Source organism: Clavibacter tessellarius, from assembly GCF_001618005.1.
In the GTDB taxonomy this organism is placed as follows: domain Bacteria; phylum Actinomycetota; class Actinomycetes; order Actinomycetales; family Microbacteriaceae; genus Clavibacter; species Clavibacter tessellarius_A.
Map to the genome: position 1 here is coordinate 1 of NZ_LQXA01000007.1, position 15,183 is coordinate 15,183.

General features: G+C 74.6%; 16 protein-coding genes and 1 pseudogene. 9 read left to right on the forward strand and 8 right to left on the reverse strand.

The window, feature by feature from the left end; all coding sequences use genetic code 11:
- The 4 genes and pseudogenes from AWH51_RS01365 to AWH51_RS01380 all read right to left on the reverse strand — a co-directional run.
- Positions 1-1,467: pseudogene (locus tag AWH51_RS01365) on the reverse strand (large membrane associated protein); the annotation flags it as partial.
- Entirely contained in the window at positions 1,467-2,021 is a 555-nt protein-coding gene (gene pyrE / locus AWH51_RS01370; protein ID WP_063070349.1) for an orotate phosphoribosyltransferase, read from the reverse strand. The pseudogene AWH51_RS01365 and the gene pyrE, both read right to left, overlap by 1 nt.
- A gap of 66 nt (positions 2,022-2,087) precedes the next feature.
- The gene (locus AWH51_RS01375) at positions 2,088-3,023 is read right to left on the reverse strand and encodes an NAD(P)-dependent oxidoreductase (protein WP_254654424.1); all 936 of its coding nucleotides are present in this window, start codon (positions 3,021-3,023) and stop codon (positions 2,088-2,090) included.
- 101 nt (positions 3,024-3,124) lie between these two features.
- Positions 3,125-3,622, reverse strand: coding sequence for an Asp23/Gls24 family envelope stress response protein (locus tag AWH51_RS01380; protein WP_063070350.1), 498 nt, complete (start codon positions 3,620-3,622; stop codon positions 3,125-3,127).
- Positions 3,623-3,755: 133 nt separating this feature from the next.
- Between AWH51_RS01380 and AWH51_RS01385 the strand changes: the two genes are divergently transcribed.
- Genes AWH51_RS01385 through AWH51_RS01395 form a run of 3 tightly spaced genes read left to right on the forward strand, consistent with a single transcriptional unit; the run spans position 3,756 to position 5,307 of the window.
- Positions 3,756-4,310, forward strand: a complete 555-nt coding sequence (locus AWH51_RS01385) for an RNA polymerase sigma factor (RefSeq protein WP_063070351.1) — start codon at positions 3,756-3,758, stop codon at positions 4,308-4,310.
- Positions 4,307-4,921 carry an Asp23/Gls24 family envelope stress response protein gene (locus AWH51_RS01390; protein WP_063070398.1) on the forward strand — a complete coding sequence of 205 codons (615 nt, stop codon included), beginning with the start codon at positions 4,307-4,309 and terminating at the stop codon, positions 4,919-4,921. The genes AWH51_RS01385 and AWH51_RS01390 overlap by 4 nt, the downstream gene beginning before the upstream one ends.
- Positions 4,918-5,307 (forward strand): hypothetical protein, encoded by a 390-nt coding sequence (locus AWH51_RS01395; RefSeq protein ID WP_063070352.1) that lies wholly within the window; start codon positions 4,918-4,920, stop codon positions 5,305-5,307. Before AWH51_RS01390 ends, AWH51_RS01395 begins: the two co-directional genes overlap by 4 nt.
- A 31-nt stretch (positions 5,308-5,338) precedes the next feature.
- Here AWH51_RS01395 and AWH51_RS01400 read toward each other — a convergent pair whose 3' ends face one another.
- The gene (locus AWH51_RS01400) at positions 5,339-6,235 is read right to left on the reverse strand and encodes a hypothetical protein (protein WP_063070353.1); all 897 of its coding nucleotides are present in this window, start codon (positions 6,233-6,235) and stop codon (positions 5,339-5,341) included.
- A 354-nt stretch (positions 6,236-6,589) separates the two neighbouring features.
- Between AWH51_RS01400 and AWH51_RS01405 the strand changes: the two genes are divergently transcribed.
- The 3 genes from AWH51_RS01405 to AWH51_RS01415 all read left to right on the forward strand — a co-directional run bounded on the left by AWH51_RS01405 (position 6,590) and on the right by AWH51_RS01415 (position 9,154).
- On the forward strand, positions 6,590-7,426 hold the full coding sequence (locus AWH51_RS01405) for an exodeoxyribonuclease III (protein ID WP_063070354.1): 837 nt from the start codon (positions 6,590-6,592) through the stop codon (positions 7,424-7,426).
- Positions 7,427-7,517: 91 nt separating this feature from the next.
- Positions 7,518-8,153, forward strand: coding sequence for a hypothetical protein (locus tag AWH51_RS01410; protein ID WP_063070355.1), 636 nt, complete (start codon positions 7,518-7,520; stop codon positions 8,151-8,153).
- A gap of 143 nt (positions 8,154-8,296) precedes the next feature.
- Positions 8,297-9,154 carry a response regulator transcription factor gene (locus tag AWH51_RS01415; RefSeq protein WP_081234755.1) on the forward strand — a complete coding sequence of 286 codons (858 nt, stop codon included), beginning with the start codon at positions 8,297-8,299 and terminating at the stop codon, positions 9,152-9,154.
- A 192-nt stretch (positions 9,155-9,346) separates the two neighbouring features.
- On the opposite strand, the gene AWH51_RS16415 is transcribed toward AWH51_RS01415, so the two are convergent.
- Positions 9,347-9,853, reverse strand: coding sequence for an Hpt domain-containing protein (locus AWH51_RS16415; RefSeq protein ID WP_254654425.1), 507 nt, complete (start codon positions 9,851-9,853; stop codon positions 9,347-9,349).
- Between the two features lie 455 nt (positions 9,854-10,308).
- Positions 10,309-12,006 carry a sensor histidine kinase gene (locus tag AWH51_RS01425; RefSeq protein ID WP_063070358.1) on the reverse strand — a complete coding sequence of 566 codons (1,698 nt, stop codon included), beginning with the start codon at positions 12,004-12,006 and terminating at the stop codon, positions 10,309-10,311.
- Positions 12,007-12,117: 111 nt separating this feature from the next.
- On the opposite strand from AWH51_RS01425, the gene AWH51_RS01430 reads away from it, so the two are divergent.
- Entirely contained in the window at positions 12,118-12,756 is a 639-nt protein-coding gene (locus AWH51_RS01430; protein WP_254654426.1) for an MOSC domain-containing protein, read from the forward strand.
- Positions 12,757-12,818: 62 nt separating this feature from the next.
- Here AWH51_RS01430 and AWH51_RS01435 read toward each other — a convergent pair whose 3' ends face one another.
- Positions 12,819-13,727 carry an SDR family oxidoreductase gene (locus AWH51_RS01435; RefSeq protein ID WP_081234757.1) on the reverse strand — a complete coding sequence of 303 codons (909 nt, stop codon included), beginning with the start codon at positions 13,725-13,727 and terminating at the stop codon, positions 12,819-12,821.
- Between the two features lie 111 nt (positions 13,728-13,838).
- Here AWH51_RS01435 and AWH51_RS01440 point away from each other — a divergent pair, with 111 nt between their 5' ends.
- On the forward strand, positions 13,839-14,276 hold the full coding sequence (locus AWH51_RS01440) for an ASCH domain-containing protein (RefSeq protein ID WP_063070359.1): 438 nt from the start codon (positions 13,839-13,841) through the stop codon (positions 14,274-14,276).
- A 9-nt stretch (positions 14,277-14,285) separates the two neighbouring features.
- Entirely contained in the window at positions 14,286-15,161 is an 876-nt protein-coding gene (locus AWH51_RS01445; protein WP_063070360.1) for an endo alpha-1,4 polygalactosaminidase, read from the forward strand.
- The last annotated feature ends 22 nt before the right edge of the window (positions 15,162-15,183 follow it).

The window sequence follows — 15,183 nt, forward strand, 5'->3', positions numbered from 1 at the left end:
CGCGGGCACGGCGACCGTGGGGGCGTCGCGGTCCGGGTGCGCGGCCGGGGCGGCGGCACCGGCGACTGCGGCGGCCGCGCCGACCGCGCCGACGGTCGGGAGGACGCGCGTGCGGTCCTCATCGCCGTCCTGCTCGGGATGGTCGGGGTCGCTGACGCGGCGGCCTGCGTCCTCGTCCTCGTCGACGTCGCCGAAGAGGAGCGCGATGGCGTCGACGGGCTCGGCGTCGGACGCGACGGGATCGCGGTCGTCACGGTCGTCGGCGACGGGCGAGCCCGGGGCGTCACGGTGCTCGTCGGCGTCGGCCGGGGCGGGATCGCCGTCGGACAGGCGGGCCCCGTCCGCGACGGGAGCGGGGCCCGACGACGCGACGTCCGCCGGGGCGACAGCGGCGACAGCGGCAGCGGCGGCTTCGGCCGGAGCGGGCGCCGCCACCGGGGCACCGGCGGCCCACGCCATGGCGGCGGCACGCGCAGCCGCGGCGGCGGGCGCGAGCGGGGCGGAGGCGTCGTCGCGCTCCTCTGCGTCACCAGCGGCAGCGGCAGGCTCGGCGTCCCCGTCGTGCGCCGCCTCGATCGCGGCCGGCCCCGCGGGGTCGGCGCGGCCGGCGGCATCCGCCGCGCCCACCGGATCGTCGACGACCCCGGCGTCCTCGTCGAGGCCCTCGTCGACGCGGGGCGTGAGGTCCACGAGGTCGTCGGCGGGCGTCTCCGCGGGCATCTCGGCGGCCGGCTCCTCGACGAGCTCGGCGTCCACCACGGCGGACTCCACGGCGCCGTCGGCATCGGGCTCCGGGAGGCGCTCGACGCCGTCCCCGTCCGCGATGGGCTCGAGCACGAGCTCGGCGGTCGCGTCGTCGACGGGCTCGGGATCCGACTCCAGCTCGCCGGACAGCACCTCGCCGGACGGCGGCGCGTCGGACGTCGGCGCATCCGGCAGCGTGGCATCGGACGGCGGCGCATCCGCCGGCACGGTCCCGGCGGGCAGGTCCACGGGCGCCGGGACGTACCCGGGGTCGGGCTCGCCCGCGAACTCGAGCTCGTCGGCGATGCCGGGTGCCGCGGCGATCTCCGGCTCGGGCGCCGGGCCGGGCGCGTCGTCAGCGGGGTCGGCCTCGGCGGAGGCGTCCGCCTGGTCGAGCGGGGCGATCCGGTCGGCGTCCTCGGTCGCGTCGAGCGGGGCGATGCCGGCGAGGATGTCGTCCGCCGGGGCCTGCGGCGCGTCGGCGGGAGCGGGGTCGATGCCCTCCTCCTGCGCGGCGGCGATCTCATCGGCCTCCGCCTGCTCCGCGTCGTCGCGGTCGGCGGGCTCGGGCTCGACGCCCTCGATGCCGCCCCAGCCGGTCGGCGCCAGCGGGCGGACGGGCCGCTCCCGGTCGGCGTCCGTCGCGGGACGGACGGCGAAGGGGTCGTCGTCGCGGTCGCGGTCGCGGCCGGATCCGCCGCCGGGAGGCGCCTGCCCGTCCACTACGCGAGCCCCAGGTCCTCGAGGCCGATGGCGTAGAGGTAGCGGTGGCCGGCGGCCTCGATGACCGCGCGGGCGTCGGTCGAGCGGTCGACGACCACGGCGACCGCGGCGATCTCCGCGCCCACCTTCTCGAGCGCCTCGATGGCCTTCAGCGGGGATCCGCCGGTGGTGGAGGTGTCCTCGACGACGATGACGCGCTTGCCCTGGAGGTCGGGCCCCTCGACCTGGCGGCCGCGGCCGTGGTCCTTGGGCTCCTTGCGGACGACGAACGCGTCGTAGCCGCGGCCGACCGCGGCGCCCTGGTGCAGGATCGCGGCGGCGATGGGATCCGCGCCCATGGTCAGCCCGCCGACGGCGGCGACGTCGGGCACCTCGGCGATGAGGTCGAGCATGACCCGCCCGATGAGCGGCGCGACGCGGTGGTCGAGGCTCACGCGGCGCAGGTCGACGTAGTAGGTCGCCTTCTTGCCGCTCGTCAGGGTGAAGTCGCCGTGGAAGACGGCGTCCTCCTTGATGTGGGCGATGAGCTGCTGGCGCGCGTCGGAGGTCGTCACGCAGCCGATCCTACGGGCGGGGGCCCGCGCCGACAGGTGCGACGGGCGGGCGCGACGCGACGCGGATCAGCTGCCGGATGCGGTCGGCAGGCCGAACACCGTGCCCACCGCCGCCACGTCGTCGCCGCCGTGGCCCGCGGCGGACGCCTCCGCGTACGTCTCGCGGAGCGCCTCGAGCATCGCGGTGTCGAAGTCGTGCGCGTCGGCGCCGTCGAGCGCGGCGAGCATGAGCGTCACGTCCTTGAGCAGGCCGTCGAGCGCGAACGACGGCGCGAGCTCGCCCGCGAGCATCGACCCGCCCTTGAGGTGCGCGTACGGGGTGTCGGCGGCGCCGCCCGCGATCGCGTCGAGGAAGAGGCGCGGCTCGACGCCGAGCAGCTGCGCGAGGCCGAGCGACTGGCCCGTCGCAGCGGTGATGGACGCGATCCAGGCGTTGCAGGCGAGCTTGAGGGCGGATCCGGGACCGGCGGTGGACCCGGCGACCACCGTGCGCGAGCCGGTCGCCTCGAGGACGGGGCGCGCGACGGCGAGGTCGTCCTCGGATCCGGAGACGAGGTGCACGAGGAGGCCCTGCTCGGCGGGGCCGCGCGTGCCGAGGACGGGCGCGTCCACGAACCGGATGCCGTGCTCGGCGGCGAGCGCGGCGATCCGGCGGGTGCCCTCGACGCCCACGGTGGACGACTGGAGCACCACGGCGCCGGGGCGGAGCGCGGGCGCGACGTCGGCGAGGACCTCGAGCACGGCGTCCTGGTCGAACAGCATGACCACCACGATGTCGGCGTCGCGCACCGCGTCGGCGGCGCTCTCCGCGACGGTCGCGCCGTGGTCCGCGAGGGGCGCGGCCCTCTCGGCGCTGCGGTTCCAGACCGTGAGCGGGAGGCCCGCGCGAAGGATCGAGCGGCTCATGCCGGAGCCCATCACGCCGGTGCCGAGCAGCGCCACGCGGGGCGGCCCGTCGGATGCGGGGGCGGAGGCGGGCGCGGCAGCGGTGTCGTCGGTCATCCCCCGACGGTACGCCCGCCGGATCGGAGACCATCGCGCCCGCGCACGACGACGGGCCGCCGATCGCGGGGATCGACGGCCTGTCGGGCGGTGCGGACGGCTCAGACCGCGGGCGCCTCGGCGTCGTCGTCGGAGCCCTCGCCCGGCAGCACGATGTCGGCGATCGTCACGTCGACCCGCGTGACCGGCCGGCCCACGAGCTCGGTGACGGCGTCCGTGATGGCGGCGCGCACGTCGGCGGCGACCTGCTGGAGCGGCACGCCGTATTCGGCGACGAGCGTCACCTGGAACGCGACGCCGGACTCCTCGGTCTCGACCGAGACGCCCTGCGTGAGGTCGGTCTGGCCGATGCGGTCGCGGAGCTGGCCGATGACGCGGGCCGCGCCGCCGCCGAGCGCGTGCACGCCGGGGATGTCGCGGATCGCGAGGCCCGCGACCTTCGCGACGACGCCGTCGGCGACGACCGTGTCGCCCTCGGCGAGCGCCCCGGAGGAGACGGTGCCGGAGGATGCCGGCGCGACGCGCGTGACGTCGGCCGGGGTGGGAGCGGGGGTGGGAGTGGGAGTGCTGGGGCTGGTGCTGGGGTTCGTGTCGCTCATGCGGTTCCTCACCGTCGGGGCCCGTCGGACGGGCGTCTGCTGTGGTACTCATGGATCAGACGCGGCTCGTCCCCGGTTCGTCACGGACCGGACCCGGATCCGGCTCGTCTCCCAGCGCACACGGAGGTACGGCATGGCCCTCTCCTCCTCCCTGCAGGACGCGGGCGACGGGATCCTCGCCGAGCGCGCGGCCGACGGCGACACCCGGGCCTTCGAGGTCCTGGTCCGCCGGCACGCCTCCTACATGCGGGCCTTCGCCATCCGGCTCACCGGATCCCGCGCCGACGCGGACGACGCGGTGCAGGAGGCGCTCATCACCGCGTGGGACCGGCTGCCCACGCTCGAGAAGCCGGACCGCGTGAAGAGCTGGCTGCTGCAGATCGTCAGCCGCAAGTCCCTCGACCGGATCCGCGCGCGCCGCCCCGCCGACGACATCGACGACCACGAGATCGCCGACCGGCTCACCTCGCCGGAGCGCGATGCCGAGACGTCGTCGCAGATGCGCGCGCTGGCGGTCGTCCTCGACGCCCTGCCGCGCGAGCAGCGCGAGGTGTGGATGCTGCGCGAGGTGGGAGGCTTCTCCTACGAGGAGATCGCCGAGAGGCTGGGCGCGACGCCCTCGACCATCCGCGGCCGGCTGTCCCGGGCGCGCACCACGGTGATGACGAGCATGGAGGCGTGGCGATGAGCGGCACCGGACCGCACGGGGGACCCGCCCTCGACGCCGACGGCGAGCCCCTCGACATGGCTGCCCTCGCCGACTACCTCGACCGCGGGCGCACCCCGCGCATCGCCGCGTACGAGGACGACCCCGACATCCGCAACGCGCTCCGCGCCCTCGAGCACATGCGCGACCTCGGCCGCGAGCTCGTGGAGGCCGAGGCCGAGGAGGCCGAGGCCCCGGGCGACGACTTCTTCCGCGGCGTGCTCGCGCACATCAGCCGCGAGTCGCGCGCCGGACGCGACATCCCGCTCTCCCACCCGGATCCGGGGGTCAGCCTCGCGCTCACCGAGGGCGCCGTGCGCACCCTCGTGCGGCAGGCGGGCGACGAGGTGCCGGGCGTGCTCATCGGCCGCTGCACGCTCGACGGGGACGTGACGCGCGCCGGCGAGCCGGTCCGGGTCGCGCTCACCATGAGCGTCGTGTGGGGGGATCCGCTGCCCGAGCTGGCGCAGCGCGTGCGCGAGCGGGTCCACGCGGCCCTGCTCCGGCACACCGAGCTGCGCATCGAGGGCATCGACGTGACCGTGGTGGACGTGCAGGCGCCACCCGCGCCCGAGGAGGAGGCAGCACGATGACCCTCGACGACGACGCGTCCGCGGCGCCCGGCACCGGCCCGCTCCCGGACCCCGCCGCCCTGTCCCGCGACCTCACCGCCGTGCTCCGCGGCGTCCCGGGCGTGGCCGACGTGTTCGCGCCGCGCTCCCCCGTGCTGCTGGCCGCCCGGCAGGTGGTGGAGGGCGTCGTCGCCGGGTCCTCGACCGCGGCCGAGCAGCTCGTCACCGTCGAGACCGGCGAGGGCACCGTGCTCGTGCAGGCGTCCATCGCGGTGGATGCGGCGGGCCGCGCCAGCGACACCGCGCGCGCCGCCGTCGACGCGATCCGCGCGCGCCTCGCCGAGGCCGTCGGCGCGGACGCCGCGGCGCTCGCGACCGTCACGGTGCGCGTCGGCAGCATCGGCTGATCACGAGGACGTCGTCAGAGGGTGACACCAGCTAGTCCGACGGTTTCTCCGCGTACACGGAGACTCGGCGGAGATAAATACGCCCGAAAGTAGTGCCGCGCAGCACCTCCACTGCCCTGAGGCAGTCCTTTGCTTGCGAATGCCGTCTTTCCAGCGCCGCGAGTTGCTGATCTCTCGCCGCGAGCTGCTGTTCTCTCGTCGCAAGCTGCTGCTCTCTCGTCGCAAGCTCGATCTTCATCTCGTCAAGGCGACATGTCGCTTTCGCGAGATCTCCTTCAACGATCGAGGCGGAGCGAAGGGCAGCGTCACGCTCCTCGATCCTGTCTCGGATCTCTCTGCCCAGAGCACGGTTCCGACGCACGAGCGCCTGCATCATCTGAAGCCACTTACCGGTGCTGGCCCAGCCGTAATAGGCCGTGCGCTCCACGCCACCGGCGATGTCGTGGTGGAGCTTCCCTGCCAGGTACTGCTGGAGCACGAGCGCTAGCCCGAACTGACTGACTGCGGGCTGACGCAGCATCTGATGCCGATCGGGCTGGAGGATCCCGGCGTCGACTATCGCGCTCAGGCCGCCGACGTCGAGCGCGTCCTCCGGCCGGGAGGTGTCGGTCACGAGCCGCACTCCGAACGCGGGGATGCGCGTGTCGACCCAATGGCAGTCGTATGTCAGCCATAGAACCCTGGTGGAGCGCTGGGGCTCCCTGTACCGCCGGATGATGTCGTGCTCGCGGGCAGCTTCCTCCCCCTCGACGTTCTCCAGCTCGATTCGGATGAGGTGAAGTACCTGCGGCGTGCGCACAAGGAGATCGACATGCCCCGCCGCCAACTTCGGCGCGACGACGGTCTCGTATCCGAGGGAGCGCGCATGCTCGTCGACGGCGGAGACCAGCGCCCTCTTCCACCCTCCCCCTCGTCGTCTTCCGCGCATCTCCGCACACTGCTCCTCCGCGAGGCCCGGGCCCTCGTCCGGTCGCGGTGTGTGGGCCAGGATGTCGCGTTGAGAAGACGTCCCTCGATGAAGACGCCTCGGGTGCACAGGTCGATCGCAGTCCATGCATCTCAGGCCTTCGCGGGACTCCGTGGAATGCCAGCGGTCATACTGCCCAGGTCTGCGTATGTCGATCGCGGTCCCTCCGGGTCCGATCGCCACGACCATGTTCTGGGGATCCGCCCATCTGCTCATGCCCCTCATCAATAACGGAGACGACCGACAGTCCGTGTGTTCTGTCGACCGGGCACGCGCGCGGCCGGGCCGGTCCCCCGCTCCCGGTACCGTGGACGCATGCGCGTCGCCACCTGGAACGTCAACTCCATCCGCACCCGCGTGGGGCGCGTCGTCGACTGGCTCGTGCGCGAGGACGTCGACGTGCTGGCCATGCAGGAGATCAAGTGCAAGCCCGAGCAGTTCCCCATGGCGGCGTTCGAGGAGGCCGGCTACGAGGTCGCCGTGCACGGCCTCAGCCAGTGGAACGGCGTCGCGATCGCGAGCCGCCTGCCGCTCGAGGACGTCGTGACGACGTTCGAGGGGATGCCGAGGTTCGGCAAGCCCGACGCGACCGGCCAGCCGCCGCTCGAGGCACGCGCGATGGGCGCGACCGTCGCGGGCATCCGCCTGTGGAGCCTCTACGTGCCCAACGGCCGCGGGCTCGACGACCCGCACTACTCCTACAAGCTCGAGTGGCTCGAGGCGCTGGCTGCCGACACGCGCGCCTGGCTCGCGGCGGATCCGGAGACGCCGCTCGCGCTCATGGGCGACTGGAACGTGGCGCCGCTCGACACCGACGTGTGGGATCCGGCGCTCTTCGAGGGCAAGACGCACACCTCGGAGCCCGAGCGCGCCGCGTTCGCCGCGTTCCTCGAGGCCGGGCTCGCCGACGTCGTGCGCCCGTCGATCCCCGAGGGCTACACGTACTGGGACTACCAGCAGCTGCGGTTCCCGCGCGACGAGGGCATGCGGATCGACTTCATCCTCGGCAGCGCGCGGTTCGCGGAGCTCGTGGACGCGCCCCGCATCCACCGCGACGAGCGCAAGGGCGACGGCCCGAGCGACCACGTGCCGGTGGCCGTCGACCTCGACGTGGAGACCGAGCTCGACGACGACCGGCCGATGATCTTCTGATCCGCGCCGCGGCCCCGGCCGGAGTCGCGAGCCGATGGCCGCTCCCGATTCCGATTCCGGCGCCCAGGGGCGTGCCCCGTAGTCTCGTGGCGTGACCTCCGACGACGACGCGACCCCCGAGCGCGGTCGCCGCGCCGACCGCGGACGCCGCTCCGCCGTCGCGCCCGCCCGCGCCCGACGCCTGCCGACTCCGCCGAAGGCGGCCGTCCCGGCCGTCCCGCGCCGGACGGTCCGGGACCCGGCCGAGACCGAGGTCATCCGCCGCCCGTCGGAGCGGGACGTCGCGCGCGACGCCGCCCGCGACCGCCGCGACGCCGCCCGCGACCGCCGCGACGAGGACCTGCCGGGCCCCGCCTGGCTGCCGCGCTGGATCCGCCGGGTGGACCGCCGCGTGCTCGTCACCACCGCGGTCGGCATGCTCGTGGCCGCCCTGATCGGCGGGGCCGTGGCCGCGTACGGACTGGGCCTCATCTTCGTCACCGACGCCTGCGACGTGGACGCGTACGTCTGCGACGATACCCTGTTCACGCTCGGCTACGGGCTCGCCGTCGCCGGCCCGCTGCTCCTCACGGGCATCGCGCTCCTCGTCGCCCTCGTCGGCATGATCCGGGGGCGCACCCGGCCGTGGCTCGTGCTCCTGATCGGGGTGGCCGCGTCGCTCGCGGCGTACGTCCTCGGCGCGGTGCTCGTGCTCGTGGCCGTGCCCGGATCCTCGCCCGTCACCTGACCCGGGAGCCGCCATACACCTGTCCCGAGCGGGCGCTCCGGCGGCGCGGGCGCCGCACCGCCGTTCCGCTAGCGTGGGAGGCCGGACGCGCGCGACGCGGATCCGGGGGATCGGCCGCACCACGCGGCATGCGAGGGGGCGTAGTGGACAGCGGACGAGTGGCTCTGGTCATCGAGGACGACGGCGACATCCGCCAGCTGCTCGAGGTGGTCCTGCGCCAGGGCGGCTTCGCGGTGCACTCCGCCGGGACCGCGTCCGAGGGCGTCCGCCTCGCCGCTGAGGTCGCGCCCGACGTCATCACGCTCGACGTGGGCCTGCCCGACTTCGACGGCTTCGAGGCCGCGCGCCGGATCCGCCTCGTGAGCGACGCGTACATCGTCATGCTCACGGCGCAGGGCGAGGAGGTCGACACCCTGCTCGGCCTCGAGGCCGGCGCCGACGACTACATCGTGAAGCCCTTCCGGCCGCGCGAGCTCCGCGCCCGCATCTCGGCGATGATGCGGCGCCCGCGCGGCGGCGGCGACTCCCCCGCGGCTCCGGCGGCTCCCGCCTCCCCGGCCGCCGACGCCGCGGATCCCGCGGACGAGCCCGTCCAGCCCGCCGCGTTCGCCACCACCACGACGGTGTCGCCCGCGCTCCCCACCGACGCCGCGCCCGACGACGCCCCGGACGCCGACGTCCTCCGCCACAACGGCCTCGTGCTCGACGGGGGCACCCGCCACGTCACGGTCGACGGCGAGCAGGTCGACCTCACCCGCACGGAGTTCGACCTGCTCGCCTCCATCCTCGCGAGCGGCGGCCGGGTGCGCACCAAGGGCGACCTCGTGCGGGACATCCGCGGCGGCCCGTACGCCGTCTCCTCCTCCACCGAGCCGGAGGAGCGCGCCGTCGAGGTGCACCTCGGCAACCTCCGCCGGAAGCTGCACGACGATCCGCGTCAGGCGCGGTGGGTCCAGACGGTGCGCGGCGTCGGCTACCGGCTCGCGCCGCCGCGCGACTGACACCGGGGCGACCGGACGCGGGCGCGCGAGGCCGCCGCGGAGCCGGTGGGCTCCGCGGCGGCTGCGCCGTGGATCGGGGTCCCCTCGGGTGGGATCCCGGTCCCGTCATCCGATCCGGCCTGTCGCGGGAGCCGGTCGGGCGTGCACCTCGACCGTCGGGTCGGCCGCGGGCACGGGTCTGGTGGGGCGGCCTCAGTCGGGCGCGGCCCCGGACGAGGCGCGGATCCAGGACCGCATCGCGTCCATGCTCCGCTCCCCCGTCTCGCCGATGCCGGCGAGGAGGAACCGCGCCGCCTCCGGACGCCCGCCGCGGATGGCCGACTCGAGCTGGGCGGCCGCCGCGCTCAGGCGGAGCGCGCCCACCATCGCGGCCGAGGACTTGACGCTGAGGCAGGCGTCGAGGGCCGCGTCGCGGTCGCCGTCGGCCACCGCCTGAGCGAGGCGGTCCCAGCGGCTCGGCCACAGGTCGACGTAGAAGCGCAGGAAGGCGATGCAGGCGTGCTCGGCGTCCGGGAGCGCGTGCGGCTCGGCGGCCTGCAGCGCGCGCGAGGGGGCGCCGACCGGGCGGGGGGACCCGGCCGGCGCCTGCCCGCGTCCCGGTGCGGGGGCACCACGGGACGCGAGGCGGTCGTCCGGACGGGGGGATCCGGACGACGGGTTCCCGCGGCGCGGCTCGGGGTGGCCGCGCTGCGGGGTCACGTCTCCTGGTGCGGGTACGCCGGGAGACGCAGCGGGGGTGTCCGTCGGGGGGACGACGGACAGTCGGGCGGGACCGGGCACGTCCGACAGCTCGACCAGCAGCTGCTCCAGGACGCGGACGTCGAGGAGCGGGGGGAGCTGCGGGGCACGGGCGGCATGGGCGTTCACGCCCGGCCGCCGACGAGCGGAGCGGAAGGACCGGCCAGGCCGACGGCGGGTACCGTCAGCGCATCCGCGTACCCGGTACGGCACCCGGTGCGCGCGGCTCGGGTGCCGCTCGCGGGGTGGTCGTGGGGGGTCATCCGGTCCTTCGATCGCTCGTGTCGGACGGGTGGGAGGCCCGCCGTGGCACGAGCCTGCCAGCGCCGCATGCCGGTTCGACTCAAGTTGTGGACAAGATCAGCTCAAGTCGGCGCGCCCATGGCAGGGCGGACCGAGGCGGGTCACGCCGGGGCTCAGGATCCCGGGGCCGGCGGCCGGACGCGGAGCGGGATCCGGACCCGCATGGTGGTGCCGACGCCCACGGCGCTCTCCACCTCGATCCGCCCGTCGTGCGCGTCGACGATGGAGCGCGTGATGCTGAGGCCGAGCCCGACGCCCGCGACCGTGCTGGCGCGCGCGGAGCTGGTGCGGAAGAAGCGCGTGAAGAGCTGGGCCGTGTCGTCCTCGGACATGCCCACGCCGTCGTCGCTCACGCAGAGGTGCAGCTGGTCGCCTTCCACGCCGACCTCGGTCGTGACCGTGCCGCCCTCCGGCGTGTACTTCACCGCGTTGCTGAGGAGGTTGTCGAGCACCTGGCCGATGCGCACGGCGTCCACCTCGGCGACGAGCTCCTCGTACTCGGGCTCCACGAGCGCGACGCCGCTCGAGCGCGCGTGCGGCCGGATCACGTCGAGCGCGTTCTCCACGATCTCGCCGACGTCGACGAGGTTGCGGTTCACGGCGAGCCGGTGCTGCGCCGCCGTGAGCAGGTCGCCGATGAGGCCGAGGAGGCGCTGCGCGTTGCGCTCCACGATGGCGAGGCGGGCCGCCGTGATGCGGTCCTCCAGGTCGTCCTCGACCAGGTCGTCGGCGATGAGCTCGATGTAGCCGAGGATCGAGGTGAGCGGCGTCTTCAGCTCGTGCGAGACGCTCGCCACGAACTCCTCGCGCTCGGTGACGGCCAGGGCGAGGGCCGTGACGTCGGTGCTCACGACGACCATGCCGAGGGAGCGCCCGTCCGCGGCGACGAGCGGCGAGACGGAGGCGAGCACGGCCTTCTGCGCGCCGCCGTCGCCCACCCAGTACACCTGCCGCGCCATGGCCTCGCCCGCGCGGGCCCGCGCGACCATCTGCCGCTCGGGCGGCACGACCGTGGTGCGGTCCTCCTCGTAGACCAGGCCGCCGATGATCGGGTCGGCCGGGTCGAGGGGGTCGGCGAGCGTCATCAGCTCCACCGACGCCCGGTTCCGCAGCATGATCCGCCCGGTCGGGTCGAGCACCACCACCGTGTCGTCGATGGCGTCGAGCACGCCGTCGATGATCGTGTTCCGCTGCTGCAGGTCGTCGAGCGTGGCGGTCAGCTCGCGCTCGATCTCCTCCAGGCGCGCGTGCTGTCGGAACAGCTGCTGCGCGAGGAGGTTCACGGCGACGGCGACGAGCAGCATCACGACGGGCAGCACGACGAGGTGCGACCACTCGGTGGTGTTCGAGGGCAGCGAGCCGGATCGGATGAAGGGGAGCGCGAGGACCACCGCCGTGCCGATGGCGCCCAGCCAGAGCACGTGCAGCGCGAACGCGTACGCGAGCCAGACGACGGGGAAGACGAGGAGGAACGACGTCGACGGCACCTGCGCGCGGATGGCGTCGTGGCAGAGGGCGAGCGCGACGAAGTCGAGCATCGGCAGGAGCGCGACCCAGCCCCCGTCGACGCGGTGCCACGGCACGGCCGCGGCGGCCACCGTGACGAGGACCGCGATCACGGCGCCCACCACGAACCCCGGGTCGGCCACCGAGGCGAGGTCGCCCAGGCCCGCGACGAGCCCGACGACCGCGAGGCTCAGGATGAAGGGCATCTGCGCGTGCAGCGGCTTCGAGAGCGTCATGCTGCGGAGCGCGGCGGGGAGGCGGGAGGCACGATCGCGCCGTACGGCGGAGGGGGCCTGCTCGCTCACGTGACCCCCCGGTTGCGGTCATCCCCGTGCCGCTCGTCGATCCTAACCGGCGGTGGAGGATCCGCCCCGGACGCCTGTACCCCGTGATAAGGGGGGCCGTAGGGTCGATGGATGACCGATCTGCCCCACGAGCGCCGCGTGGAGATCGCGCACCTCGTGGCCTCCCCCGTGCACCGCCTCGAGGGGCGGCCGGCGGACGGCCCTCGGGACGAGCCGGGAGAGCCCCCGTCGCGCCGCAGCGTGCGGATCCGGGCCGGCCTCGGAATCGTAGGCGACCGCTACTTCGGCCAGCGCGCGCACCGCACAGCCGCGGTCACGGTGATGGCGGTCGAGGCGGTGGAGCGCGTGGCGGAGGAGCTCGGTGTCGAGAGCGGACTGGATCCGGTCGAGACGCGGCGGAACGTGCTGCTCCGCGGCGCCCCCGTCGACGCGCTCCGCGGCATGCGCTTCAGCCTCGACTCGGGCGACGGACCCGTGGAGTTCCAGGGGCACCGGCCCGCGAACCCGTGCGCGTGGATGGACGTGATGCTCGCGCCCGGCGCCTTCCGCGCGCTGCGCGGCCGGGGCGGCGTGCGCTGCGAGCCGCTCGGGGACGGGATCCTCACGGTGGGACCCGCCGTCCTCCGCACCGAGCGGCCTGTGGAGGGCGTGCCCGGCGAGCCCGCCCCGCGCGGAGCGACCCGCGGGGACGCGACCGGCGGGGACGCGACCCGCGGGGACGCGCCCCGCGACGGGGTGCGCCTGTTCTGACGCGCCCCGCCGCGCGGCGGCCGACGTCCGTGCGCCGCGCCGCGCGGTTCCGCGGATCCGCCCTAGTGGACGGGCGTGCCGCCCGTGACCGCGATCGTCTCGCCGCTCGTGAAGCTCGACTCCTGGCTCGCGAGGAACACGTACGTCGCCGCGATCTCCGCCGGCTGGCCGGGGCGGCCGTAGACCGACTGGGATCCGAACTCCTCGACGTCCGACGCCGACTGGCCGACGGGCTGCAGCACCGTCCAGAACGGGCCGGGCGCGACCGAGTTGACGCGGATCCCCTTCGGCGCGAGCTGCTGCGCGAGCCCCTGCGTGAAGTTCCGGATCGCGCCCTTCGAGACGGCGTAGTCGATCTTGTCGGGGCTCGGCTGGTACGCCTGCGACGAGCTGGTCGTGATGATGCTGCCGCCCTTGGGCAGGTGCGGGATCACGGCCTTGCTCAGCCAGAACAGCGAGTAGACGTTCGTCTTCATCGTGCGGTCGAGCTGCTCGGAGTCGAGGTCGAGGATGTCGTCCTCGTTGCGCTGGTAGCCGGCCACCATCACGAGGCAGTCGAGGCCGCCGAGCGCGTCGACCGAGGCCTGGACGATGTCCTGGCAGGTCGTCTCGTCGGAGATGTCGCCGGGCACGAGCGCGGCGGTGCGCCCGTCGGCCTCGATGGTGGACGCGGTGTCGCGCGCGTCCTCGAGCTCCTCGTCGAGGAAGTTGAGCGCGATGTCGGCGCCCTCGCGCGCGAACGCGATGGCGACGGCCTTGCCGATGCCGGAGTCGGCGCCCGTGATGAGCACCTTGCGGCCCTTCAGGCGGCCGAAGCCGACGTAGCTGTCCTGGCCGTGGTCGGGGGTCGGCTCGAATCTCAGCTCGTCGCCTGGGCCCGTCTGCTCCTGCTGCGGGAACGGCGGGGACGGGTACTGCGCGATCGGGTCCTGGATCTCGTACTGGTTGCCGCCGTTGCGGATCTCGCTCATGCGATGCGCCTTCCTTGGTCGGTCGTGGGGTCCCTTCCACCCTGGCCCGGCGAGCGCGCGGCGTCCGGGGAGGCGGAGGGGACGTCGGCCGTGCGCTCCTACGATCGGTGCATGACGACGACGCCCGAGTCCGACCTCCCGACCGTCGAGTTCGCGTTCCCGGGGCCGCTGCGGGATCAGCTCGTGGCGGCGATCGTGTCGGGCGAGAAGACCTCGACGAGCTCGCTGCTCATCCAGTACGCGGTCGACGGCGAGGAGCTGCCGGTCGTCGGATCCCGCGGCACCGTCATCGACTCGGAGGGGCGGCCGGTGCTCGTGACCGAGACGACGGCCGTGGAGATCCGCCGGCTGGCCGACGTGCCGCTCGCGCACGCGGTGGACGAGGGTGAGGGCTTCACGACGGTCGCCGAGTGGCGGGACGGCCACGAGGAGTTCTGGACGTCGCCCGAGGTCGTGGCGGAGCTGCCCGCGGGGTTCCGCCTCGACGACGACACCGAGATCGTCATGGAGCGCTTCCGGGTGGTGGGCACGGCGGATCGACCCGCCTAGGGTCGGGTCATGCGCCCCCTCCTCTCCGCCGCCCTCGTGACCGCCGCTCTCGTCGCCCTGTCAGGCTGCGCGTCCGCGGATCCGCGCCCGGCCTCGGCCCCGACCGGCGAGGCCCGCTCGGCCCCGGCGACCGGCGTGCTCGCGACGGAGACCACCGTGGGCATCACCCTCCCGCCCGTGGGGACCGGCTTCGACTACCAGCTCGGCGGCGCCTCCCCCGTGCCCGCGGGCGCGGGCATCGTCGTGCGCGACAGCACGGACGAGCCCGCCGCGGGCGCGTACGGCGTCTGCTACGTCAACGGGTTCCAGACGCAGCCGGGCGAGACCTGGCCCGACGACCTCCTGGTGCAGGGCGACGACGGGCCGCTCGTCGACCCGAACTGGGACGACGAGTTCCTCCTCGACACCTCGACCGCCGCGAAGCGCACGGCCATCGCCGCCCGGCAGGCGACGGCGGTCGATCGCTGCGCCGACGCCGGCTTCCAGGCCGTGGAGTTCGACAACCTCGACTCGTGGAACAGGTCCGAGGGGGCGCTCGACGAGGACGACGCGCTCGCCCTCGCGACCCTGCTCGTGGATCACGCGCACGGGCGGGGCCTCGCCGTCGCGCAGAAGAACACCACCGACATCGGCGCGCGCGGCCGGGACGAAGCCGGCTTCGACTTCGCCATCGCCGAGGAGTGCGACCGCTGGAAGGAGTGCGCGGCGTACACGGCCGTCTACGGACCGCACGTGCTCGACGTCGAGTACACCGACGACCTGCGCGACACGGTCGAGGGCGCGTGCGCGCGGATCCTGGCGCTGGACCCCGCGCCCCGCGCCATCGTGCGCGACCGCGACCTGGTGCCGGCGAGCGAGGACGGATACGCGTTCGCCGCCTGCTGAGCGGATCCCGGCGCCCCGTGAC

What these genes read in the sequence shown, in the direction of transcription:
- AWH51_RS01375 (WP_254654424.1), bottom strand. Translation starts at nt 3,023, where the DNA reads ATGACCGACGACACCGCTGCCGCGCCCGCCTCCGCCCCCGCATCCGAC.
- AWH51_RS01380 (WP_063070350.1), bottom strand. Translation starts at nt 3,622, where the DNA reads ATGAGCGACACGAACCCCAGCACCAGCCCCAGCACTCCCACTCCCACC.
- AWH51_RS01385 (WP_063070351.1), top strand. Translation starts at nt 3,756, where the DNA reads ATGGCCCTCTCCTCCTCCCTGCAGGACGCGGGCGACGGGATCCTCGCC.
- AWH51_RS01390 (WP_063070398.1), top strand. Translation starts at nt 4,307, where the DNA reads ATGAGCGGCACCGGACCGCACGGGGGACCCGCCCTCGACGCCGACGGC.
- AWH51_RS01395 (WP_063070352.1), top strand. Translation starts at nt 4,918, where the DNA reads ATGACCCTCGACGACGACGCGTCCGCGGCGCCCGGCACCGGCCCGCTC.
- AWH51_RS01400 (WP_063070353.1), bottom strand. Translation starts at nt 6,235, where the DNA reads ATGCGCGGAAGACGACGAGGGGGAGGGTGGAAGAGGGCGCTGGTCTCC.
- AWH51_RS01405 (WP_063070354.1), top strand. Translation starts at nt 6,590, where the DNA reads ATGCGCGTCGCCACCTGGAACGTCAACTCCATCCGCACCCGCGTGGGG.
- AWH51_RS01430 (WP_254654426.1), top strand. Translation starts at nt 12,118, where the DNA reads ATGACCGATCTGCCCCACGAGCGCCGCGTGGAGATCGCGCACCTCGTG.
- AWH51_RS01435 (WP_081234757.1), bottom strand. Translation starts at nt 13,727, where the DNA reads ATGAGCGAGATCCGCAACGGCGGCAACCAGTACGAGATCCAGGACCCG.
- AWH51_RS01440 (WP_063070359.1), top strand. Translation starts at nt 13,839, where the DNA reads ATGACGACGACGCCCGAGTCCGACCTCCCGACCGTCGAGTTCGCGTTC.
- AWH51_RS01445 (WP_063070360.1), top strand. Translation starts at nt 14,286, where the DNA reads ATGCGCCCCCTCCTCTCCGCCGCCCTCGTGACCGCCGCTCTCGTCGCC.